The following is a 22820-nucleotide window of genomic DNA, read 5'->3' as shown; positions in this document are numbered from 1 at the left end:
ACGCCCGGGTCCGACAGGCTTCCCAGGACCCGGGCGAGGAACGGGTTCCCCGGGAGGGAGCGGGCTGACCACCCGTGTCCGGCCGCCCTGTCCGGTGACCCGGCCCCGGAGCTCCAGCTCCCGCGGGACCGCGCCCGCCCGTCCCGTACTCCAGGGAACGACCGGAGTGGTACGGCTGCCGCGCCGCGGGGCCGGCGCGAGCAGCAGCAGCTCCTCGGGGAGCGTGAGCTCCGGAGCGGGCGGGGTCAAGCAGCGGGAACGATCCGGCCGGTGACCTCGCCGAGTCCCACCCGGGTGCCGTCCGGGCCCGGGGCCCAGGCGGTCATCGTCACCGTGTCGCCGTCCTCCAGGAAGGTGCGCTTGCCGTCCGGGAGGTCCAGCGGGTCGCGGCCGTTCCAGGTCAGCTCCAGCAGGGAGCCGCGCTGGCCGGGCTCGGCGCCGCTGACCGTGCCGGAGCCGTACAGATCGCCGGTGCGCAGCGACGCGCCGTTCACCGTCATCTGGGCCAGCATCTGGGCCGCCGTCCAGTACATCGTGGCGAACGGCGGCTCGGCGACCACCTGGCCGTTGATCGCGACGGAGATCCGCAGGTCGAGGCCGCCGGCCTCCTCCTCGTCGGCGTCCTCCAGATAGGGGAGCAGCGGGAAGTCGCGGGCCGGGGGAGCGATACGGGCCGACTCCAGGGCCTCCAGCGGTGTCACCCAGGCCGATACGGAGGTGGCGAAGGACTTGCCGAGGAACGGGCCGAGCGGGACGTACTCCCAGGCCTGGATGTCCCGCGCCGACCAGTCGTTGAGCAGGCAGAGCCCGAAGACGTGGTCGCGGAAGCCGCCGAGCGGGACCGGGCGGCCCTGCTCGGAGCCCACGCCGACGACGAAGCCGACCTCGGCCTCGATGTCCAGCTTGACGGAGGGGCCGAAGACCGGGGCCGCGTCGGTCGGTGCCTTGCGCTGGCCGGACGGGCGCACCACGTCCGTGCCCGAGACGACGACGGTGCCGGACCGGCCGTGGTAGCCGATCGGGAGGTGCTTCCAGTTGGGCGTCAGCGCCTCGCCGTTCGGCCGGAAGATCTGTCCGACGTTGGCGGCGTGGTTCTCGCTGGCGTAGAAGTCGACGTAGTCCGCGACCGCGTACGGCAGATGGAGCGTCACGGAGTCGACCGGGTGCAGCAGCGGTTCGATGTCGGCGCGGTGCGCCGGGACCGTCACCCACGCGGTCAGCGCCCGCCGGACGTCCCGCCACGCGGTGCGGCCCGCCGAGAGCAGCGCGGTCAGGTCCGGCTGCGCGAGGAGCTGCGCGTAGGGGGAGCCGAGCGCGTGCGCCGCGGCTCCGGCGTCCAGTACGTGGTTGCCGATGCGGACGCCGACCCGGCGGTCCTCGGGGTGGCCGGGGGTGGAGAACACTCCGTAGGGAAGGTTGTGCGGACCGAAGGGGTCGCCCTCGGCCAGATCGAGCGGACTGCTCTGCTCGGGCATGTGTTGCCGCCTCGCTTTCCAGGTCGCTTGGGGGACACGTTACGTCGGCGCCGCCCCCTCGTGGGAGTGTCCCAACTGCCCGCGATGCCTGGAAAGTTCCGCCGTGCCCCGGGTGCGCGGGGCACGGCGGTGCCTTCCGTTCAGCCCGCCGTGCGCGGGATCCGCTTCTCCCAGGTGCGGTGGAAGACGACCTCGCCGCCCTCCTTGCAGACCACCTCGTCGGAGGTGATGAAGTCGCTGTCGTCTGCACTGATCTCGGAGCGCGTCTCGATCCGTACGTCCCACGCCAGCTCCGGCCGGTGCAGCCGGATCGTCCAGTCGGAGCGGGTGCGTGCGGAGAGCGGGTCGTTCTCCCGGACCGTGTACGTCTCCAGGGCGTCCTCGGTGAACTCAAGGCCGTCCGGGTAGACCCGGGTGCCGCCGTAGCGCGGGTCGACCTCCAGCCGCCATTCGCCCTTGGCGACATCGCGGACCACCAGCCGCTCCGGGCGCTGTTCGTCGAGCGTCACCGGGTGGACCACGCCGAGCGGCTCCGACTGCTCCGGCTCCTCGAACCGGATCGCCGCCTCCTCGACGGGCCGGCGCACCGGCAGTTCGACGAGGCTGCCGTCGGCGTCCAGGGTGAAGCCCACCGACCCGGCCTGCGGCCAGATCCACGGCCAGTACGAGGAGGAGACCGCGAGCCTGATCCGGTGGCCGGGCGGGAAGGTGTGCCCGATGCCGTTCAGCTCGAAGGTCACCTCCTCGGTGCGGCCCACCGGCCAGTCGTCCGCGCGGTCCCGGCCGTTGCGGGCGGAGAGGTTGAGCGCGCCCCGGGTGACCAGCGTGGAGGAGCCGTCCGGCGCGACGTCGCAGAGCCGGGCGATCGCCTGGCCGCGCGGCACGTCCATCCGGATCCGCAGCTTCACCCGGGGGCGGCCGAGGATCTCGATCGGGGCGTCCTCGACCGGGAATTCGAAGCAGACCGACTTGGCGTCCTCGTCGCGCTGGTCGGGCGGCAGGTCGGCGTCGTTGCCGAACGGGAAGAACCGCCCGGCGTCCAGTCCCGTCTGCTGCGGCGAGTCGACGATCTGCGGGCCGCCCCCAAGGGCGTACACGGCCGGCTCGATGTTCGGGGACGGCCAGCTGTGCTCGCCGACCCAGCGGCCCGGCATCGTCTCGTACACCGTGGCGGGGCGGTGCGACTCGCTGATCCAGGACCGCAGCAGCGGCTCGGACATGACGCCGGTGTCCTTGTCCTTCAGGTGCTGGTCCCACCAGCGCAGCGTCTCCTGGAGGAAGCCGATCGACGGCCCCGGCGGCAGCCCGCGGTCCGGATACTGGTGCGACCACGGCCCGATCAGCCCGCGGACCCGGTCCGGATCGAGGTGCTCGACGAGCCGCAGGACGGTGTCGCGGTACGGGTCGTGCCAGCCGCCCACCGCGAGGACCTTCGCTTGGATCGCGGAGTAGTCCTCGCAGACGCTGCCGTGCTTCCAGTAGTCGTCGCGGGTCTGGTGCGCCAGCCAGGTGTGGATGAAGGGGTCGACGGCCTCCAGCCGCTTCAGCCACATGTCCTTCCAGCCCTCGCCGACCTGTGCCGGGTCCGGCGGCCGGGAGACGAAGGCCAGCATGGTCGCCGCCCAGGCGTGCATGTCGACGGCGAGGACCGAGCCGCCCATGTAGTGGACGTCGTTGTCGTAGCGGTCGTCGGTCGAGCAGACGGTGACGATCGCCTTCAGCGGCTCGGGGGCCAGCGCGGCGATCTGGAGCGAGTTGAAGCCGCCCCAGGAGATGCCGAACATGCCGACCCGGCCGGAGCACCACGGCTGCTGGGCCAGCCAGTGGATGACGGCGACGCCGTCGGCGAGCTCCGTCGCGTCGTACTCGTCGCCCGGCAGCCCCTCGCTGTTGCCGTGTCCGCGTACGTCCACGCGGACGGAGGCGTAGCCGTGGCCCGCGTACCAGGGGTGGCGCTGCCAGTCCCGCGGCGCCGTCCAGTCGCTCAGCCGGTAGGGCAGGTATTCGAGCAGCGCGGGCACCGGTTCGTCGGTGACGGGCCGCCAGATCCGGGCGTACAGCCGGGTGCCGTCCGGCAGCGGGATGCGGACGTCCTCATGGGTGGTCTCGTACGGGAACGTGGTGCGGATGTGCATGGTGGTACCTCAGTGGACGGGGTGCATGGTGCGCTTGAGCCAGGGTGCGGCGGCGATCACGGCCACACCGGCCACCACCGCGATCGCGCCATTGACACCGAAGTAGGCGGCGTTGGAGACCTCGCCGTACAGCTTCACGACTTGGGCCTGGATGCCGTTGGCGAGGGCCAGCGAGAGGAACCAGAGGGCCATCGTCTGGCTGGCGAACGCCTTGGGGGCGAGCTTGGTGGTCGCGGACATGCCGGAGGTCTCCAGCAGGATGTCGCCGAGGCCGAGCAGCAGGTACGAGCCGACGATCCACCAGGCGGCCATCTTGTAGGTGTCGCCGGAGTGTCCGGAGGTCGGCAGCACCATCAGCAGGAAGGACAGCCCGCCGAGGATCACCCCGATCGCGATCTTGTTGGAGGCGTGCGGCTGACGCGGACCCATCCGGGCCCAGACCGCGGCGACCACCGGGGCGAGCGCGACCTCGAAGGCGCCGAGCGCGGAGGCGTACCAGCTCGCCGGGAATTGGAAGCCGAAGATCTCGGTACGGGCGTTGGTCGACGCGAGCAGCATCATCGTCGAGTACGCCTGGAACAGGATGAAGTTGAAGACGACGGACGCCAGGAACAGCACCACGTACGGGCGGAGCCTGCCACGCTCCTGCGAGGTGACCCGGGGGCTGCGGAACATCACCGCGAAGTAGACGACCGGTGCGATCACCGAGATCAGGGTGAGCAGGTCGACGAAGCGGTCCATGGTCAGCCAGCCGGTCAGGGCGAGCGCGGTGGCGACGGCTGCTACCACGACGGCGCCGGCCACGATCAGCCGAACGGCGCGCCGCATGGGTGCCGGTGCCAGCGCGAATTCGGCGCTGCGCGTTCGGCCGGCCAGGTGACGCCGGCCCAGCACGTACTGGATCAGACCGAGGGTCATACCGAGGGCGGCGGCCGAGAAACCCCAGTGCCAGCTCGCGTGTTCCCCGAGCCAGCCGGTGACCAGCGGGCCGAGGAACGCCCCGATGTTGATGCCCATGTAGTAGAGGGCGAAGCCGGCGTCGCGGCGCTCGTCGGCGGTGCGGTAGAGCTTGCCGACCATGGTCGCAACATTGGGCTTGAGTAGACCGGTTCCGGCGCTGATCAGGCCGAGGCCGACCCATGTCATGGTGTCGGTGGGCACCGCCATGGCGTAATGCCCGCAGGCGATGAGAATTCCGCCGTACAGGACGGCTCGGTACGAGCCGAGGATCCGGTCGGCCAGCCAGCCGCCGGCGACGGAGACCAGATAGACGAGGGTGCCGTAGGCGGCTGAGACCGATGCTGCGGTGCCCGCCTCCATGCCCATGCCGCCGTGGGCGACGGTGTCCGCGAAGTAGAGCACCAGGATCGCCTGCATGCCCAGGAACGAGAAGCGTTCCCAGACCTCCAGGCCGGACAGGGTCATCAGCCCTCGTGGCTGGCCGAAAAATGCATGGTCGTCTTCGGGCGGCGGCTGACTGGATTCGGTGTCGGTGGCCGTGTGGGACAAAGGGAGAACTCCTGATCGTATGAGCTGATCCCGAACATACCGGCGGTGGCGGGAAGGCGCCCACGGTGATCCAAAGGGGATTGGATACGCTGACTTGAGTGATGACAGCGACACATCGACATTCCGTGTGATCGTCAGCAGACAGGAGATCCCCTCGTGACCGTCGTCGGGCCATTCGGGCTGAGCGTGCGGGACCAGGCACTTGAGGCCGATGTCCAGGCCGGGTTGGCTGCTGTCGAGTCCGGGCTGCTCGATGCCACCAAGTGCGGCGTGCCCTTCATCACGGAGGCCGCGCAACATCTGGTACGCGCCGGGGGCAAGCGCTTCCGGCCACTGCTGGCGATGCTGGCAGCCCAGTTCGGCGACCCGGACGCACCGGGCGTGGTGCCCGCGGCCGTCGTCGTCGAGCTGACGCACCTCGCGACGCTCTACCACGACGACGTGATGGACGAGGCGGATGTGCGCCGCGGCGTGGACAGCGCCAACAGCCGCTGGGGCAACTCGGTGGCCGTGCTGACCGGCGACTTCCTCTTCGCCCGCGCCTCGCACATACTGGCCGACCTCGGCCCGGAGGCCGTACGCATCCAGGCGGAGGCGTTCGAGCGTCTGGTGACCGGCCAGATCCTGGAGACCGCGGGGCCCGGCGACGGCCGCGACCCGGTCGAGCACTACCTCGAAGTGATGCGCGGCAAGACCGGCTCGCTGATCGCGGTGTCCTGCCGGTTCGGCGCGATGATGGCCGGCGCGGACGGCTCGGCCGTGGACATCCTCACCCAGTACGGGGAGCGGCTCGGCGTCGCCTTCCAGCTCGCCGACGACGTGCTCGACATCGCGTCCGACTCCCACGAGTCCGGGAAGACCCCGGGCACCGATCTGCGCGAGGGCATCCCCACCCTCCCCGTGCTCCACCTGCGGGCGCAGGCGGAGGCCGACGGGAAGCCGGAGGACCTGGAGCTCGTCGAACTGCTCGCCGGCGACCTCAGCGACGACGCCCGGCACGCCGAGGTGCTGCGCAGGCTGCGCGCCCACCCGGCGCTGGAGCAGGCCAGGCGGGACACCGTCCGGTACGCGGAGGAGGCGCGGGCCACGCTGGCGCCGCTGCCCGAGGGCTATGCGAAGGCCGCGCTGCGGGAGCTGTGCGACGCGGTGGTGCACCGCGCGGGCTGAGAGCCTGTCGGGTGACCTCCGACCGGGTGGGCGTGGTGGGCACGCACGCTGCCCGCGTTGCCGTCGGTCGCCGGCGCTCCTTGCCCGAGCTCTCGGCTCCGCTCGAACGGGGGAGACCCCGTCCGGCTCTGTCCTCCGCCTTGGAATCGCACGCACCGGACCACGTCCGCCATCCGGTCCGAGGCCGTCCTGCAGGATCTGAGCCGTCGTCGTGGCGTCCCCTACTGGACGGGGGCGCAAACGGCGTGCTGTGTCATACCGAAGAGGTATGTGGAGTTGCTCCCGGGGGCTGACGCCTCCGTGCCCCGGGTTTGGTCAGATGGAGAACAACCACTCCTGACCAAACCGGGTGAGAATGGCGGCACGGAGTGGACGAGTGCAACCGGACGGAAGCCGCCGACCACGGAGGTAGGGCACACATGGCACCGAACGACAGCGCAGGAACCGACGGCGGGACCAGGGGCACCGCCGCAGGCCGCCGCAAGGCGGCGCGCTACATCGTCCCGGTCGCGGTGGCGGGAGTCGCGGCCGCGACGATCGGGCTCGTCCCGGCGCTCGCGAGCTCCGGCGACCCCGATCTGCCGAAGATCAGCGCACAGGAACTCATCGAGAAGATCGCCGCTTCGGACGCCGAGCAGCTCTCCGGCACGGTGAAGATCAGCACGGACTTCGGCATCCCGTCGCTCGGCGGTCTGGCCGAATCCTTCGCCCCGGGCGACACGGGCGGCAAGGGTGGTTCGAGCGCCGACCCGCAGGAGCGGATGACGGAGCTGGCCTCCGGCACGCACACCCTCCGGGTGGCCGCCGACGGCCCCGACAAGCAGCGGCTGTCGATCCTGGACGACGCGTCCGAGTACAGCATGATCCGCAACGGCGATCAGGTCTGGGCGTACGACAGCAAGTCCGACCAGGCCTACCACGCCACCGAGGACCAGGCGGGCAAGGAGGCCGGGAAGAAGTCCGGGCACCCCGTTCCCGAGGGCGTGCCCACCACCCCGAAGGCACTTGCCGAGCAGGTGCTGAAGGCGGCCGGTCCCACCACGTCGGTGACGGTCGACGGCACCGCGCAGGTCGCCGGGCGCGACGCGTACAAGCTGGTCGTCAAGCCGAAGCAGAGCGGCTCCACGATCGGTTCGGTCACGGTCGCGGTCGACGCGCAGAACGGCGTGCCGCTGAAGTTCACGCTGCTTCCGAGCAGCGGCGGCAAGGCCGTCGTCGACGCCGGCTTCACCGCGGTCGACTTCTCGAAGCCGGACGCCTCCTCGTTCACGTTCACCCCGCCCAAGGGCACCGAGGTGACCGAGGCCGACGACGCGAAGGCGCAGCACAAGGCCGACAAGAGCCTCGGCGGCCTGATCCCGGGTGTCGGGGAGCTGGGCGCCGGGGACCAGGGAGTCAAGGACGCCAAGGTCATCGGCGAGGGCTGGAACGCCATCGCCGAGATCACGACCCCGGGTGGCACCGGCCTCCCCTCGAAGGCGTCGGACGATGTCCCGGCCGAGGCCCAGCAGTTCCTGGACGCGCTGGGCGACAAGGTCACCGGAACGTTCGGCTCGGGCACGGTCTTCAAGACCCGCCTGGTCAACGCCCTGATGACGGACGACGGCAAGGTGTACGTCGGCGCGGTCACCAAGGACGCGCTGGTCCGGGCGGCGAACAGCGCCTCCTGACGCCGGGGCGCGCCGCGCTTCCCGCACCGCCCACCCGCCCCGCCGTACGCTCTGGGTGCTGTTGGTCAATGCGAATTGACCAACGGCATCCGCCCCGTACGGCGGGGCGGTCCGCCCTGGGGGCCTGCCGTCAAAATGCCGTCTGCCGCGCGGCGTTTGGCACGCACGCTCGCGGCGTTGCCGGAATAGCCTGGTAGCTCCTTCCTCGAACTCTCAAGCGTGTTCGAGTGCGTTCGAGCAGGGAGACCCGACCGAGTCCATTCCGACGCCTTGCGATCGCACGCACCGGACGCCGCGCGGCCGCCCTTCGGGCGACGACGGCAGTTTGACGACAGGCCCTGGCCCGTCCGGCGGACGGGCCCTGCCCGACCCATGGGGAGTACGCATGACAGAGTCCGGGACCGTCGTCGAACCGACGACGGTCACCGAGCCGGGAGCCGTGATCGAGGCCCGGGGCCTCACCAAACGCTACCGAGGCGGCCAGCTCGCCGTCGACGGCCTCGACCTCAGCGTCCCCGCCGGCAGCATCTTCGGATTCCTCGGCCCCAACGGCTCGGGCAAGACCACCACCATCCGGATGCTGATGGGCCTGATCGAGGCGACGTCCGGCACCGCGCGGCTGCTGGGCCACACCATGCCGGGCGCCGCCCGCACCGTGCTCCCGCAGGTCGGCGCGCTGATCGAGGGGCCCGCGCTGTACGGCTTCCTGAGCGGCCGGGACAATCTGCTGCGGTACGACTCCGCCGACCCCACCGCCGATCCGCGCACCCGCCGGGTCCGGGTGGGGCAGGCCCTGGACCGGGTCGGGCTGGCCGCGGCGGCCGGGAAGAAGGCCAGGGCGTACTCGCTCGGCATGAAACAGCGCCTGGGCCTCGCCGCCGCCCTGCTCCAGCCGCGCCGCCTGCTCGTCCTCGACGAGCCGACCAACGGCCTGGACCCGCAGGGCATGCGGGAGATCCGCACCCTGGTCAGGGAACTGGCTGCGGACGGCACCACCGTCTTCCTCTCCTCGCACCTCCTCGACGAGATCGAGCAGGTCTGCACGCACGCCGCGGTGATGGCCAGGGGCCGGCTGATCACCCAGGGCCCGGTCGCGGAGCTGGCCGCGGGCGCCCGAGGCCGGCTGGCCGTCACCACCCCCGACCCGGGAGAGGCCGCCCGGGTCCTCAAGGAGCTTGGCGTCACCGGGATCGCGGTCGACGGTGACCGGGTGAGCGCCGAGGCCCCGCCGGGCGACGTGGAACTCGCCGACCTCAGCGGGGCGCTGGTGCACGCCGGAGTACGCCTGAGGTCCTTCGGCGTCCAGCGGGCCTCGCTGGAGGACGCCTTCGTCGCACTGACCGGAGAGGGTTTCGATGTCGCAGGCTGAAGCCGCAGTCGCCGGGGCGGGCCGGGCGCCGAGCCCGTTGTGGACCTTCGGGATCCTCCGCTCCGAACTGACCACCACGCTCCGCCGCTGGCGCACCCTCGCGCTGCTGGGGGTGCTGGCCGCCGTGCCCGTGCTGATCGGGGTCGCGGTGCGGATCGAGACGGACGGCGGCTCCTCGCCCGGACCGGGCGGCGGCGGAGGGGGCCCGGCTTTCCTCTCCCAGATCACCAACAACGGACTCTTCCTTGTCTTCGCCGCCCTCGCCGTGACGCTCCCGGTCTTCCTGCCGATGGCAGTCGGGGTCGTCGCGGGCGACTCGGTCGCGGGCGAGGCCAACGCGGGAACGCTGCGCTATCTGCTGGTCGCCCCGGCCGGCCGCACCAGGCTGCTGCTGACGAAGTACGCCTCGGTGCTGGTGTTCTGCCTGGTCGCGACCCTGGTCGTGGCGCTCTCCGCGCTCGCCGTGGGCGTGCTGCTCTTCCCCGTCGGCGAGGTCACCACCATCTCGGGGACACGGATCGGCTTCGGTGAGGGACTGCTGCGGGCCGGGCTGATCGCGGTGGTGGTCGCGGCGTCGCTGACCGGGTTCGCTGCGGTCGGCCTGTTCGTCTCGACCCTCACCGGCAGCGGCATCGCGGCCATGGCCACCACCGTCGGACTGCTGATCACCGTTCAGATCGTGGACGGCATCCCGCAGTTGAGCGCGCTGCACCCGTATCTCTTCCCGCACCACTGGATGTCGTACGCGGATCTGCTGCGCGCCCCCGTCTACTGGGACGAAGTGGTCAAGAACCTGGGGCTTCAGGGCTTGTACGCGGTGGTGTTCGGCTCGGCGGCCTGGGCCCGTTTCACGACGAAGGACATCACCGCCTGACGCACGGGGCGCAACGCCCCATTCGCGCCGTCGGCCGGGCGAGCCGTCCCCCGATCGGCTCGTCGCGGCACGAACGGCACGAACGGTGCGAACTGCGGGAACGATGCGACACGGCACGTTCCGTTTCCGCCTGCGTATTGTTCGATCCTTGGTGACGGGCTGTCAACAACAGCCGGTTCGAACGCGCTTATGCTCACCGAATGATCACATCGCCGAGTTCACAGCGCCGCAGCGAGAGATCACGGAGGGCGACCCTGGAGGCCGCTCTCGAACTGTGCACGGAGAAGGGGTACGGCCGCGTCACGGTCGAGGCCATCGCGGCCAGAGCGGGCGTCAGCAAGAAGACGATCTATCGCTGGTGGCCGTCGAAGAGCGCGGTGATCCTGGAGGCCTTCACCGACGCGCTGGTCGGCACGACGCCGTTCGCCGACACCGGCGACATCGCCTCCGATCTGCGGGCCGATCTGGCGGGTGCGGCGAAGCTCATCTCCACGCCGCCCTTCGGCCCCGCGTACGCAGGGATCCTCTCCGAGACGCACCACGACGACGAACTCGCGCGGACCGTCCGGGCGAAGCTGGTCGCCCCCCGCTTCGAGGAGGCGGTCGCCCGTCTGCGCCGGGCCCAGAAGCAGGGGCGGATCCCGCCGGACGCCGACCTTCCGCTGGCCGTGGAGATGCTGTACAGCCCGATCTGCTACCGGCATGTCCTGCGCCGGCCGATGCCGGACGAGGAGGAGATCGCGGCACTGGTCGCGCATGTGCTGCGGGCGATCGGGGTGCCTCCGGAGCCGTGAGGCCGGGGTGACTGTCGGAGGCCGGTACGGACGGCTCAGCCGAACACCCGCTCAAGCACCTTGGCGACCCCGTCGCCCTCGTTCGACTTCGTCACCTCGTCCGCCGAGGCCCGCAGCTCAGGATGGGCGTTGGCCATGGCCACGCCGTACCCGGCCGTCCGGAACATCGGCAGGTCGTTGGGCATGTCCCCGAAGGCGATCGTGGAGTCCGCGGCCACGCCGAGGTATTCGGCGGCCAGCGCGAGCCCGGTCCCCTTGTCGACGCCGTACGGCTGGAGTTCGACCGTGCCGGGGCCGGAGAGCGTGACGGTGACGAGATCGCCGACGGCTTCGCGGGCCGTCTCGGCCAGTGCGTCGTCCGTGAGCTCCGGGTGCCGGATGAGCACCTTCACCACGGGCGCGGACCACAACTCGTGTCGGTGACGGGTCCGTTGGGCGGGCAGCGTCGGATGGGGCATCGCATAGCCCGGCTCGATCAGGGTCCGCCCTTCGGCCCCGTCCTGGTCCACGGCCGCGAAGACCGGCCCCACTTGGGCCTCGATCCTGCCGAGCGCGGTGTCGGCGGCCTCCCGGTCCAGGGTGAGCGCACGCACCAGCCGCCCGGACCCGGCGTCGTACAGCTGGGTCCCCTGACCGCACACCGCCGGCCCCTGATAGCCCAGTGCGTCGAGCAGTCCGCGTATCCCGGGCACCGGCCGCCCGGTGACCACGAGATGCCGGGCCCCGGCGCGGGCGGCCAGCGCGAGCGCGGCGCGGGTGCGGGGGCTCACGCTGTCGTCGCTGCGCAGCAGGGTGCCGTCCAGGTCGGTGGCGACGAGTGCGTACGCGGGCGGGATGGGCATGGCGCAAGCCTAAGGGCTGTCCCGTAAGTGGCGTCGTCCTCCGCCCGGAGGGCGGGGTCGGGGCGTCCGGAGCGCGGATGGGCGTGCGTTGACAGGCCACCGCCCGGGTGCGTGTAATGAACCCGGTGTCGCGTGACGCCGGCCAAAGAGCAGTGGGCCGGCCGGTGCTCGGGCGAACACCCTTCACCGAGGGGCCCGTCATGAGTTCACACTCCGCGCCCTGCATCTGACGCAGCCGCGACCGCTGGTCGCACTCTCCCGTTCCGCATGCCCCGGCACCGTGCACCGCCATGGGCCGCGCATCGCGCTCACCCGTTCCCACGGAGACACAGAACACATGCCCACACCTTTCAACCAGTCCGTCATCGAGGAGTTCCGCGCCAACGCAGGGAAGGTCGGCGGCCCCTTCGAGGGCGGTGACCTCCTACTCCTGACCACCACCGGCGCGAGGTCGGGGAAGGAGACCACCACACCCCTCGGCTACGTCCGCCACGGCGACGCGCTGCTGGTCGTCGGCTCCAACCTGGGCGCCCCGCGCCACCCCGACTGGTACCGCAACCTGCTCGCCCACCCCGTGGTCCGGGTGGAGCTCGGCACCCGTACATTCCAGGCCCTCGCGGTCCCCGCGCAGGGGGCGCGGCGCGAGGAACTGTTCGCGCACGCCGTGCGGGCGGCGCCCGGTTACGCCGACTACCAGGCCCGTACCACCCGGCTCCTCCCGGTCGTGGTGCTGGAGCGCGCCGAGCCCGAGGGCTGGGAGCCGCCCCGCGAGATCACCACCCTCGCGGGCAAGCTCATGGAGGTCCACACCTGGCTGCGGGGCCAGTTGCGCCAGGTGAAGGCGGAGGTGGACGCCCACTTCGCCGCACGGGCCGCCCACCGGGGCCCCGGCGCGCCACCGGCTCCGGGCCTCGGGCTCCAGATCCGGCAGCGCTGCCTGGCGTTCTGCCAGTCACTGGAGTTCCACCACACCAGCGAGGACGAGCACCTGTTCCCCGGCATCGCCCGTCATCACCCGCACCTGACGGACACCTTCGCCCGGCTCGCCGACGAACACCGCACGGTCGCCCGCATCCAGGGCGAGCTGGTGTCCCTGCTGGCGGACATCGGCATCGCCCGTCCCGAGCGCTTTCACGCCGAACTGGACCGGATGTCCACGGAACTGAACGCACACCTCGACTACGAGGAGAAGCAGATCCTGCCCCTGCTGGCCGATGTCCCGTGGCCTCCCGCCCCTCCAACGCCGGAAGCCGCGCAGCGCCCGCCGTCGTAGGCGCTCCCCGTCGTCAGGCCGTGCCGGCCAGGCGGTCGAGGTAGTCGCCGATCGCCCCGCTCCTGGCGGCCGGGGCGATCAGGGCCACGTGGTTGTCGGGGCGGACCAGGACGAGGAGGGCGGTGGCCGGGGCAGCGCCGTACGCCGTGCGGGCGTGGCCCGCGTCGTCGGTCAGGTCGCGGGGGGCTCCTGCGTCCACCCCGTACGCCCGCACCGTGTCGCCGTACGCCGCCTCCGTCGCCCGCAGTGCCTCGGCTGTCTCCGGGCCGAAGCCCAGCAGCGTGAAGTGCGGGCCCGCGAACGCCTCGAACAGGCGGGTCGGCGCGCCTGTCGCGGTGTCGCGGCAGGGGGCGTCGGGCGCGCGGTCGCCCGCCCGCAGCCGGGAGGTGGAGCCGGGGGCGGAGAGGGAGCTCCAGGGGTAGCCGAGGCCCAGGCCCGCCGTGTCCCCGGAGACCGCCGTGTCCAGGCCGCCGCCCGGCTGCCGGATCGCGTCGAGGGTCGCCCGCAGCCGCTCGGCGGTGATGCCCAGCGTCCAGGAGGCGACGGGCAGCCGCTCCTCCTCATAGGTGTCCAGGAGGCGGGCGTCCGACCGGCCCTCGACGACCCGGGCGAGCTTCCAGCCCAGGTTGTACGCGTCCTGGATGCCGGTGTTCATGCCCAGCCCGCCGGCGACCGAGTGCACATGCGCCGCGTCCCCGGCCAGCAGCACGCGGCCCACCCGGTATCGGTCGGCCATGCGCTCGTTGACCCGGTACGTGGACAGCAGGGTCGCCTGCGTCAGGCGGGCCGCCGGGAGCCGGGTGTGCTTGGCGAACAGGCGCTGGAAGCTCTCCAGGGAGGGCGGTACGAGGGCTCCCGCCGCGTCGCGCTCCGGCCCGGCCTGGAACCACCAGCCCGCGCGCGTGCCCGGGATCGGGCACAGCATCACGGCGCCGTCCTCGTCGAACCACTGGTGCCAGATGCCGCGGTCGGGGCCGTCCACCTCCACGTCCCCGCAGACCATCGCCTGCTCCTCGGTCGTCCTCCCCTCGAAGGAGACGCCGAGCATCTTGCGCACCGGGCTGTGGCCGCCGTCGCAGCCCACCACGTACCGTGCCCGAACGCTCCGGCCGTCGGCGAGGGCGACGGTCACCGACTCGGGCCCCTGCGACAGGCCGACCGCCTCGGAGCCGAGCTCCACGTGCACCCCGTACTCCGCAAGGCGGTCCCGCAGGATCTCCTCCAGTCGCCACTGGGCGATCAGCCGGCCGTGCGCGTACGGGGTGTCCGGTGTCGGGTGCGAGAACTCGGACGGATCGGTGTCCGCGACCGGCAGCCCGTTCCGGTACTTGCGCATCGGCAGCGGCGCCGACCCCGCGGCCAGCACCCGGTCGACGACGCCCAGGTCCTCCAGCACCTCCAGGGAGCGGGGGTTGGGGCCCTTGGCCCGTGAGCTGCGGGGGAATTCGGGGGACCTGTCGATGATCCGTACGCCGACCGAGCGCCGTGCCAGGTCGCAGGCGAGGGCCAGGCCGGTCGGACCCGAACCGACGATCAGTACGGGGGTGGTTGCGGCAGGCGCGTTTGCGGGCATGCGGGCTCCTCGGTCGCGGTTTCGTGTATCCAGGAAAACGTAACCGAGTTAAAAAAGCAACTGGGTAACTAAAGTTGTGCGTGCGGGGCCGGTTCGTCGGCCGGCGGATTCCGGCGCGGTGCCTGCCGCTGCGCCGTCTGCAGGGCCTCGCGCACCTGGGCCCTGGTCCGCCGTGCGGTCCGGAACGCGTCCCAGGTCAGCAGGGTGAGCGCCAGCCACACCAGAGCGAACCCGGCCCACCGCTCCGGCGGCATCGCCTCGTGGAAGTAGAGGATGCCGAGCATGAACTGGAAGACCGGCGCCAGATACTGCAACAGGCCCAGCGTCGAGAGCGGCACCCGGATCGCCGCCGCGCCGAACAGCACGAGCGGGACGGCCGTGACCAGGCCCGCCGAGGCCAGCAGCGCCGCGTGGCCGGCGCCGTCGGAGGTGAACGTCGACTCGCCCCGGGCACCCAGCCACAGCAGATAGCCGAGCGCGGGCACGAACATCACGGCGGTCTCGGCGGTGAGCGACTCCAGGCCGCCCATGTCGACCTTCTTCTTCATCAGGCCGTAGGTCGCGAAGGAGAACGCCAGGACCAGCGAGATCCACGGCGGCCGCCCGTAGCCGATCGCCAGCACGAGCACCGCCGCGAAACCGGTACCGACCGCCACCCACTGCACCGGGCGCAGCCGTTCGCCCAGGAGCAGGACGCCCATGGCTATGGTGACCAGCGGGTTGATGAAGTAGCCGAGCGAGGCCTCGACGACATGGCCGTTGTTGACGGACCAGATGTACAGGCCCCAGTTGACCGTGATCGTGACCGCGGCCACCGAGATCAGGCCGAGCTTCCTCGGCTGCCGGACCAGCTCGCCGATCCAGGACCAGCGGCGCAGCACCAGCAGTGCGACGGCGACGAAGCCCAGGGACCAGACCATGCGGTGGGCGAGGATCTCGATCGCGCCGGCGGGCTTCAGCAGCGGCCAGAAGAGTGGGACGAGCCCCCACAGGCCGTAGGCGCCGATGCCGGACAGGAGTCCCGCCCGTTGTTCGTTGATCCCCTTCACGGGCCCTCCAGGCGTGTCTGCGTCAACTGCATGACGGTAGCGCCGGGGAGGGCCCGATGTCATACCCGTATCGGGATACGGTCATGACAAGGGGCTCCTGAGGTGCGGGTGAACGGGTGTTACGCGGGTGCCACGGTTTCGGCGGGCGGCGGCGTCGGCCGGCCGATCAGCCGGGCCAGGTCGCTGTTCGCGACGCGAATTCGGTGCTCCCGCCCCGGGGCGACCACTCGCTCACCGGCCTGGGCCGGGAGGCCGCCGAGCAGGCACGGGCACTGGCCCGCTGGACCGAACGCCGCCCGGACGCGGTGCGGCCGAAGCGCGAGACGTACGACGAGCGCGAGGCCCACGCCCCCTAGCCCGCGTGGTCACTCCGGCTGGGGTGCGCGTCCCTCCTCCAGCGCGCGCAGCGCACGCGACACGTCGAACGGCAGGATCGTCACCGCCACGTGCGGCAGCTGTGCCAGCGTCTTCGCCATCTGCTCGCCGGTGCCCCGGTGCAGCAGCTTCCCGAGCCAATTGGTGTACATCCGCCGCGGCACCAGCACCGTAAGAGAGGTCCGGCCGTCCTGTGTGGTGCGGGTGGCGAGCTCCTTCATCGCGTGGCGCAGCCGCCGGTCCGGGCACGCCACCAGCTCCAGGGAGACGGACGTGGCGGCCGTCTCCTCCCACCGGGCGGCCAGCCGCCTGCCGTGCGCCTCGTCGATCGCGAAGTGCACCGCCCGGATCTCGTCCGGGCGCAGTTCGTGCGCGTACCGCAGCGCCTTGATCGTCGCCAGGTCCAGCGTCTCGACCAGGACGAAGACCAGATGGCGCAGGTCCCGGGGCCGGTCGGCCCCCGGCGGCTGGAGGCTCTGGAGCACCGCGGCCTCGCGCCGGTACTCGCGGTTGATCCGCATCAGCGCCCACACGCCGAGCGGGAAGACCACCACGACCAGCCAGGCGCCCTCGGTGAACTTGGTGACCGCGAAGATCAGCACGACGGCGGCCGAGATGACCGCGGCCAGCGCGTTGACGGCGATCTTGACCCGGCGGTACCGCTCCCGGCGCCGCAGGTGGTACGCGGTGAGACCGGACCCGGCCATGGTGAAGGCGGTGAACACGCCGATCGCGTACAGCGCCACCAGCTTGTCCACGTTGGCCCCGGTGACCAGCAGCAGCGCCAGCGAGACGACGGTCAGCGCGATGATGCCGTTGGAGAATGCGAGCCGGTGCCCGCGCCGGGTCAGCTGCCGGGGCAGGAACCGGTCCTCGGCGACGAAGCTGGCGAGGAACGGGAAGCCGGTGAACGGCGTGTTGGCGCCGGTGTAGAGGACCAGTGCGGTCGCCAGCTGCACGAAGACCAGCCCGGCCGTCCCGAGCGGCCCGTCGCCGAAGGCGAGATGGGCCTCCTGCGCGATGACCGTCGGAGTGCCGTCGACGTACGGGACGGCATGGGTGAAGTGCGCCAGCGTGGAGACGCCGAGGACCAGGACGCCGAGCACACAGCTCATTGCGATCAGGGTGCGGCGGGCGTTGCGGCCCTGCGGTTCGCGGAACGCGGAGATGCCGTTGGAGATCGCTTCGAGCCCGGTGAGGGACGAGCCGCCGTTGGCGAACGAGCGCAGCACGATGAAGAGCGAGGCGCCGTGGAGCCAGCCCTCGCCCGGGGTGCCGAGCGGTACGACCCCGGCGTCGTGCAGATCGGCGTGCGGCAGCCCGCCCGTGATCCCGCGCACCGCGGCGGCGACGAGGACGAGCCCGACGGCGGCCATGAAGAGATAGGCGGGCAGTGCGAAGGTCCGGCCCGCCTCGCGGATCCCGCGCAGATTCCCGTACGCGAGCAGCGCGATGACGCCGGCGGAGACCGGGAGCTGGAGGTGGTCGAGGCCGGTGAAGTCGTCGCCGACCAGATGGGCGAGCGAGATCAGGGCGTTGGTGCCGGCCGAGACCTGGACGGCGACGGTGACGATGTAGTCGACGAGCAGGGCCACGGCGGCGATCTGTGCGACGTTCGGCCCGAAGTTCTCCCGCGCGACGACATAGGACCCGCCCGCCCGGGTGTAGATCGTGACGACATCGCTGTAACAGAGCGTCAGAAGCAGTAGTACCAGCAGGATCGCGCCGGTCACCGGCATCAGAAGGGTGAAGGCGGCGGCCCCGACGACCGGCACGAGGACCCGCAGCATCTCCTCGGAGCCGTACGCGGACGAACTGATGCAGTCGGAGGCGAGCACCCCGAGCGCCGTCCGGTTGTTCAGCTTCTCCTCGCTGATGCGCTCGGTGGTGAGCGGTTTGCCGAGCAGACGCCGCTTGATTCGGTACACGGGCCGGTCCAGGGTCATGGCCACATCGTGCGCGGTGGCCCGACGCACCCCGGTACGCAATCGCCGGACGGGCCGAAATTCAGCCCTATCGCCGGACGGGCCGAAATTCAGCCCGTCCGGCGACGGCGTGATCCGGACGGCAGGCTCAGCCGACGACCGTCCAGTTGTCGTTTCCGGCAAGGAGTGCGGCGAGGTCGCCCTTGCCCTTCTGTTCGACGGCGGTGTCGAGCTGCTCCGCCATGAGGGTGTCGTAGACCGGGCGGTCGATGTCGCGCAGGACGCCGATGGGGGTCTGGTGGAGGGTGTCGGGGTCCGCGAGACGGGAGAGGGCGAAGGCCGTGGTCGGGGACGGGTTGTGGGCGTCGTGGACCAGGATCCGGGACTCGTTCTCCTCGGTGACCGTCACGACCTGGAGGTCACCGGTGGCCGGGTCGCGGACGACGCCCTTGCCGTTGTCCGCGCCGAAGCGGATGGGCTGCCCGTGTTCCAGACGGATGACCGCGTCCTGCGCCCGGTCCTTGTCCTTGAGGGCCTCGAACGCGCCGTCGTTGAAGATGTTGCAGTTCTGGTAGATCTCCACCAGCGCCGTGCCCGGGTGGTCGGCCGCCGCGCGCAGCACGCTCGTGAGGTGCTTGCGGTCGGAGTCGATGGTGCGGGCCACGAAGGAGGCTTCCGCGCCGATGGCCAGGGAGACCGGGTTGAAGGGGGCGTCCAGAGAGCCCATCGGCGTGGACTTGGTGATCTTGCCGATTTCGGAAGTGGGGGAGTACTGGCCCTTGGTGAGGCCGTAGATCCGGTTGTTGAACAGCAGGATCTTCAGGTTCACATTGCGGCGCAGGGCGTGGATGAGGTGGTTGCCGCCGATGGACAGGGCGTCGCCGTCACCGGTGACGACCCAGACGGACAGATCGCGGCGGGAGGAGGCGAGCCCGGTGGCGATGGCCGGGGCGCGGCCGTGGATGGAGTGCATCCCGTAGGTGTTCATGTAGTACGGGAAGCGGGAGGAGCAGCCGATGCCGGAGACGAAGACGATGTTCTCCTTGGCGAGGCCGAGTTCGGGCATGAAGCCCTGCACGGCCGCGAGAACGGCGTAGTCACCGCAGCCGGGGCACCAGCGGACTTCCTGGTCGGACTTGAAGTCCTTCATGGACTGCTCGGCCTCGGCCTTGGGCACCAGGTTCAGGAGCTGGTTGGCGTCAGGCATCGATGGCCTCCTTGAGTGCCGTCGCGAGCTGTTCGGCCTTGAACGGCATGCCGTTGACCTGGTTGTAGCTGTGGGCGTCGACGAGGTACCTGGCCCGGATGAGGGTGGCGAGCTGGCCGAGGTTCATCTCGGGGACGATGACCTTGTCGTAACGTCCCAGAATTTCGCCGAGGTTCTTCGGGAAGGGGTTCAGGTTGCGCAGATGGGCCTGCGCGATGGGCTGTCCGGCGGCACGGAGCCGGCGGACGGCGGCGGTGATGGGGCCGTAGGTGGAGCCCCAGCCCAGCACCAGGGTCCTGGCGCCGGAGGGGTCGTCGACCTGGAGGTCGGGGACCTCGATGCCGTCGACCTTGGCCTGACGGGTGCGGACCATGAGGTCGTGGTTGGCCGGGTCGTAGGAGATGTTGCCGCTGCCGTCCTGCTTCTCGATACCGCCGATGCGGTGTTCGAGACCGGGGGTGCCGGGCACCGCCCACGGCCGGGCCAGGGTGTGCGGGTCGCGCTTGTAGGGCCAGAACACCTCGGTGCCGTCGGCCAGTTCGTGGTTGGGGCCGGTCGCGAACCGGACCCGCAGATCGGGCAGTTCGTCGATCTCGGGGATCTTCCACGGCTCGGAGCCGTTGGCGAGATACCCGTCGGAGAGCAGGAAGACGGGGGTGCGGTAGGTCAGGGCGATCCGCGCCGCGTCGAGCGCGGCGTCGAAGCAGTCCGCCGGGGTCCTGGGGGCCACGACCGGGACCGGGGCCTCGCCGTTGCGCCCGTACATCGCCTGGAGCAGATCGGCCTGCTCGGTCTTGGTCGGCAGACCGGTGGACGGGCCGCCGCGCTGGATGTCGACCACGACCAGCGGCAGCTCCAGGGAGACCGCGAGCCCGATGGTCTCCGACTTCAGCGCCACCCCCGGCCCGCTGGTGGTCGTCACCGCGAGGGAACCCCCGAAGGCCGCGCCCAGCGCCGCCCCGATCCCCGCGATCTCGTCCTCGGCCTGGAAGGTGCGCACACCGAAGTTCTTGTGCCGGCTCAGCTCGTGCAGGATGTCGGAGGCCGGAGTGATGGGGTACGAGCCCAGATACAGCGGCAGGTCCGCCTGGCGCGACGCGGCGATCAGCCCGTACGACAGCGCCAGGTTCCCCGAGATGTTGCGGTACGTACCCGCCGGGAAGGCCTGCGAGGCGGGCGCCACCTCGTAGGAGACGGCGAAGTCCTCGGTCGTCTCCCCGAAGTTCCACCCGGCGCGGAACGCGGTCACGTTCGCCTCGGCGATCTGCGGCTTCTTCGCGAACTTGGCGCGCAGGAACGCCTCGGTCCCCTCGGTCGGCCGGTGGTACATCCAGGAGAGCAGCCCGAGCGCGAACATGTTCTTCGAGCGCCCGGCCTCCTTGCGGGAGAGACCGAACTCCTTCAGTGCCTCGATCGTGAGGGTGGTCAGCGGCACCGGGTGGACGTTGTACGCCTCCAGTGAGCCGTCCTCCAGGGGACTGGTCTCGTAGCCGACCTTCGCCATCGGCCGCTTGGTGAACTCATCGGTGTTCACGATGATTTCCGCACCACGCGGCACATCGCCGATGTTCGCCTTCAGCGCGGCCGGATTCATCGCGACCAGCACGTTCGGCGCGTCACCCGGCGTGAGGATGTCGTGGTCCGCGAAATGCAACTGGAACGAGGAAACCCCCGGCAGGGTCCCTGCGGGGGCGCGGATCTCGGCGGGAAAGTTCGGCAGCGTCGACAGATCGTTCCCGAACGACGCGGTCTCCGAAGTGAAGCGGTCACCGGTGAGCTGCATACCGTCTCCGGAGTCACCCGCGAAGCGGATGATCACCCGGTCGAGACGGCGGATCTCCTTCTCGCCCGCACTCGCGTGATCGGAGCGGGGGGCGCGCTGGCCCCCGACGAGCGCCTCGCCGGCCTCATCGGCCTGTCCGGCTGGGCTACTGACCTGGCTGGTCACTGAACTGGACCTCCCTCGGGGCGGCGACTCGGGACCCGCCGGCCCCCCGGCGGTTCCCCTGCCCACCCTACGTCGGTAAGGGTCGCCTTCCCTGGACCGATCAGATGGTGGACGTCATTTTGGGACGCGATTCGATACCGGTTTGTCACGTTTTGCAAGCCCCCCGGGCGTTCGATGAAGACGCTGCGCATTCATTCTTTGGTACTAGGACTCTGGTGACGCCCCCTGGCGCTGTACGCCCCGCCCCGGTCACCGAGATGGCTGTGGTCGGCTGCCCAGGGTGTCCGCCACCAGATATCTGACAGAGTGTCAGTCCGTCAGGAGTTCAGGTAGGTCAGAACGGCCAGCACCCGGCGGTGATCCCCGTCACTGGGGGACAGGCCCAGCTTCAGGAAGATGTTGCTGACGTGCTTCTCCACGGCGCCGTCGCTCACCACGAGCTGCCTGGCCACCGCGGAGTTCGTCCGCCCCTCCGCCATCAGACCGAGTACCTCGCGCTCGCGCGGCGTCAGCCCGGCCAGAACGTCCTGTTTACGGCTCCGGCCCAGCAGTTGCGCCACCACTTCCGGGTCCAGCGCCGTACCGCCCTGCGCCACCCGGACCACCGCGTCCACGAACTCCCTGACCTCGGCGACCCGGTCCTTCAGCAGATAGCCCACACCCCGGCTGGACCCGGCGAGCAACTCGGTCGCGTACCGCTCCTCGACGTACTGCGAAAGGACCAGCACCCCGATCCCCGGATAGTCCTTACGCAGCCGCACGGCCGCCCGCACACCCTCGTCGGTGTGGGTCGGGGGCATCCGCACATCGGCGACCACCACATCGGGCAGCGCGTCCTGCCCCGCCAGGTCGCTCACCGTCTTGAGCAGCGCCTCGGCGTCCCCGACTCCGGCGACGACGTCATGCCCCAGATCGGTCAGCAGCCGGGTCAGTCCTTCCCGGAGCAGCACCGAATCCTCGGCGATGACTACTCGCACCCTGTCCTCCACCATGACGCCGTATCCCCCACTGTTCGCTGGTCCCGCGTGTACGGTCCCCAGCATCCCAGTATCGGCGGTGCGGTGTCCTCGGCCGCCGGGTGGAGTTCGTCCGTCGCCGGGTGGAGCGGGTGGAGCGGGTGGAGCGGGTGGAGCGGGTGGAGTACGTCCGTTGCCGGGTGGGGTACGTCCGTGCTCAGCCGCGCCACGGCAGCTCGGCCGTGATCCGGGTCGGGCCGCCCTGCGGGGAGTCCACGACCAGGACGCCGTCCACCGCGTCCAGCCGCTCGGTCAGCCCGGCGAGCCCGCAGCCCGACGACACCTCGGCGCCGCCACGTCCGTCGTCGGTGACCTGGAGCATCAGCCGGTTCTCCACCCGCCACACGTCGACCGAGGCGCGGGTCGCCCGTGCGTGCTTGCTCACGTTCTGCAGCAGCTCGGAGACGGTGAAGTAGGCGATCCCCTCGATCGCCTGGGCCGGCCGCCCCGGCAGGTCCACGCTCACCGTGACGGGGACGGTGCAGCGGGAGGCGACGGCGGAGAGCGCCGCGTCGAGTCCGCGATCGGTGAGGACGGCGGGGTGGATGCCGCGGGCGAGGTCGCGGAGTTCCTGGAGGGCGACCTTGACCTCGCCGTGGGCCTCGTCGACCATGCGGGC

At 71.0% G+C, this 22820-nt stretch carries 17 protein-coding genes and 1 pseudogene; 7 read left to right on the top strand and 11 right to left on the bottom strand.

Features of this window, described 5'->3' with window-relative positions; translation table 11 throughout:
* Positions 1-245: 245 nt before the first annotated feature.
* The 3 genes from fahA to ACWCQ6_RS22145 all read right to left on the bottom strand — a co-directional run bounded on the left by fahA (position 246) and on the right by ACWCQ6_RS22145 (position 5119).
* Positions 246-1475 (bottom strand): fumarylacetoacetase, encoded by a 1230-nt coding sequence (gene fahA / locus ACWCQ6_RS22155; protein ID WP_451091669.1) that lies wholly within the window; start codon positions 1473-1475, stop codon positions 246-248.
* Positions 1476-1615: 140 nt separating this feature from the next.
* Positions 1616-3610, bottom strand: a complete 1995-nt coding sequence (locus ACWCQ6_RS22150) for a CocE/NonD family hydrolase (protein ID WP_451091667.1) — start codon at positions 3608-3610, stop codon at positions 1616-1618.
* A gap of 9 nt (positions 3611-3619) precedes the next feature.
* Positions 3620-5119, bottom strand: coding sequence for a peptide MFS transporter (locus tag ACWCQ6_RS22145; RefSeq protein WP_451091665.1), 1500 nt, complete (start codon positions 5117-5119; stop codon positions 3620-3622).
* Between the two features lie 156 nt (positions 5120-5275).
* Between ACWCQ6_RS22145 and ACWCQ6_RS22140 the strand changes: the two genes are divergently transcribed.
* The 5 genes from ACWCQ6_RS22140 to ACWCQ6_RS22120 all read left to right on the top strand — a co-directional run bounded on the left by ACWCQ6_RS22140 (position 5276) and on the right by ACWCQ6_RS22120 (position 10993).
* Positions 5276-6286 carry a polyprenyl synthetase family protein gene (locus ACWCQ6_RS22140; RefSeq protein ID WP_451091663.1) on the top strand — a complete coding sequence of 337 codons (1011 nt, stop codon included), beginning with the start codon at positions 5276-5278 and terminating at the stop codon, positions 6284-6286.
* Positions 6287-6705: 419 nt separating this feature from the next.
* Positions 6706-7956, top strand: a complete 1251-nt coding sequence (locus ACWCQ6_RS22135; RefSeq protein ID WP_451091661.1) for a LolA family protein — start codon at positions 6706-6708, stop codon at positions 7954-7956.
* Positions 7957-8341: 385 nt separating this feature from the next.
* Entirely contained in the window at positions 8342-9325 is a 984-nt protein-coding gene (locus ACWCQ6_RS22130) for an ATP-binding cassette domain-containing protein (RefSeq protein ID WP_451091659.1), read from the top strand.
* Positions 9312-10199, top strand: coding sequence for an ABC transporter permease (locus ACWCQ6_RS22125; protein WP_451091657.1), 888 nt, complete (start codon positions 9312-9314; stop codon positions 10197-10199). The genes ACWCQ6_RS22130 and ACWCQ6_RS22125 overlap by 14 nt, the downstream gene beginning before the upstream one ends.
* A 200-nt stretch (positions 10200-10399) precedes the next feature.
* Positions 10400-10993: a TetR/AcrR family transcriptional regulator gene (locus ACWCQ6_RS22120; RefSeq protein ID WP_451091655.1), complete on the top strand. Its 594-nt coding sequence runs from the start codon at positions 10400-10402 to the stop codon at positions 10991-10993.
* Positions 10994-11028: 35 nt separating this feature from the next.
* Here ACWCQ6_RS22120 and ACWCQ6_RS22115 read toward each other — a convergent pair whose 3' ends face one another.
* Positions 11029-11835: an HAD family hydrolase gene (locus ACWCQ6_RS22115; protein WP_451091653.1), complete on the bottom strand. Its 807-nt coding sequence runs from the start codon at positions 11833-11835 to the stop codon at positions 11029-11031.
* Between the two features lie 337 nt (positions 11836-12172).
* Here ACWCQ6_RS22115 and ACWCQ6_RS22110 point away from each other — a divergent pair, with 337 nt between their 5' ends.
* Entirely contained in the window at positions 12173-13108 is a 936-nt protein-coding gene (locus ACWCQ6_RS22110) for a nitroreductase/quinone reductase family protein (protein ID WP_451091651.1), read from the top strand.
* Between the two features lie 13 nt (positions 13109-13121).
* Here ACWCQ6_RS22110 and ACWCQ6_RS22105 read toward each other — a convergent pair whose 3' ends face one another.
* Entirely contained in the window at positions 13122-14681 is a 1560-nt protein-coding gene (locus tag ACWCQ6_RS22105) for an FAD-dependent monooxygenase (protein WP_451091649.1), read from the bottom strand.
* Between the two features lie 68 nt (positions 14682-14749).
* On the bottom strand, positions 14750-15730 hold the full coding sequence (gene rarD / locus ACWCQ6_RS22100) for an EamA family transporter RarD (RefSeq protein WP_451091647.1): 981 nt from the start codon (positions 15728-15730) through the stop codon (positions 14750-14752).
* A 188-nt stretch (positions 15731-15918) separates the two neighbouring features.
* On the opposite strand from rarD, the pseudogene ACWCQ6_RS22095 reads away from it, so the two are divergent.
* Positions 15919-16086, top strand: a pseudogene (locus ACWCQ6_RS22095) (winged helix-turn-helix transcriptional regulator); the annotation flags it as partial.
* A 9-nt stretch (positions 16087-16095) separates the two neighbouring features.
* Here ACWCQ6_RS22095 and ACWCQ6_RS22090 read toward each other — a convergent pair.
* The 5 genes from ACWCQ6_RS22090 to ACWCQ6_RS22070 all read right to left on the bottom strand — a co-directional run.
* Positions 16096-18051: an APC family permease gene (locus ACWCQ6_RS22090; RefSeq protein WP_451091645.1), complete on the bottom strand. Its 1956-nt coding sequence runs from the start codon at positions 18049-18051 to the stop codon at positions 16096-16098.
* 127 nt (positions 18052-18178) lie between these two features.
* Positions 18179-19237, bottom strand: a complete 1059-nt coding sequence (locus ACWCQ6_RS22085; RefSeq protein WP_451091643.1) for a 2-oxoacid:ferredoxin oxidoreductase subunit beta — start codon at positions 19235-19237, stop codon at positions 18179-18181.
* On the bottom strand, positions 19230-21185 hold the full coding sequence (locus ACWCQ6_RS22080; protein ID WP_451091641.1) for a 2-oxoacid:acceptor oxidoreductase subunit alpha: 1956 nt from the start codon (positions 21183-21185) through the stop codon (positions 19230-19232). Before ACWCQ6_RS22080 ends, ACWCQ6_RS22085 begins: the two co-directional genes overlap by 8 nt.
* Positions 21186-21502: 317 nt before the next feature.
* Positions 21503-22177 (bottom strand): response regulator transcription factor, encoded by a 675-nt coding sequence (locus ACWCQ6_RS22075; RefSeq protein ID WP_344506746.1) that lies wholly within the window; start codon positions 22175-22177, stop codon positions 21503-21505.
* A gap of 181 nt (positions 22178-22358) precedes the next feature.
* Positions 22359-22820, bottom strand: a 462-nt coding sequence (locus tag ACWCQ6_RS22070) for a sensor histidine kinase (protein ID WP_451091639.1), incomplete at its 5' end; no start/stop codon positions are given.

Source organism: Streptomyces sp. NPDC001880, from assembly GCF_053594575.1.
Note: the sequence above shows the minus strand (reverse complement) of the source record. Positions and strands in the feature narration are given on the sequence as shown.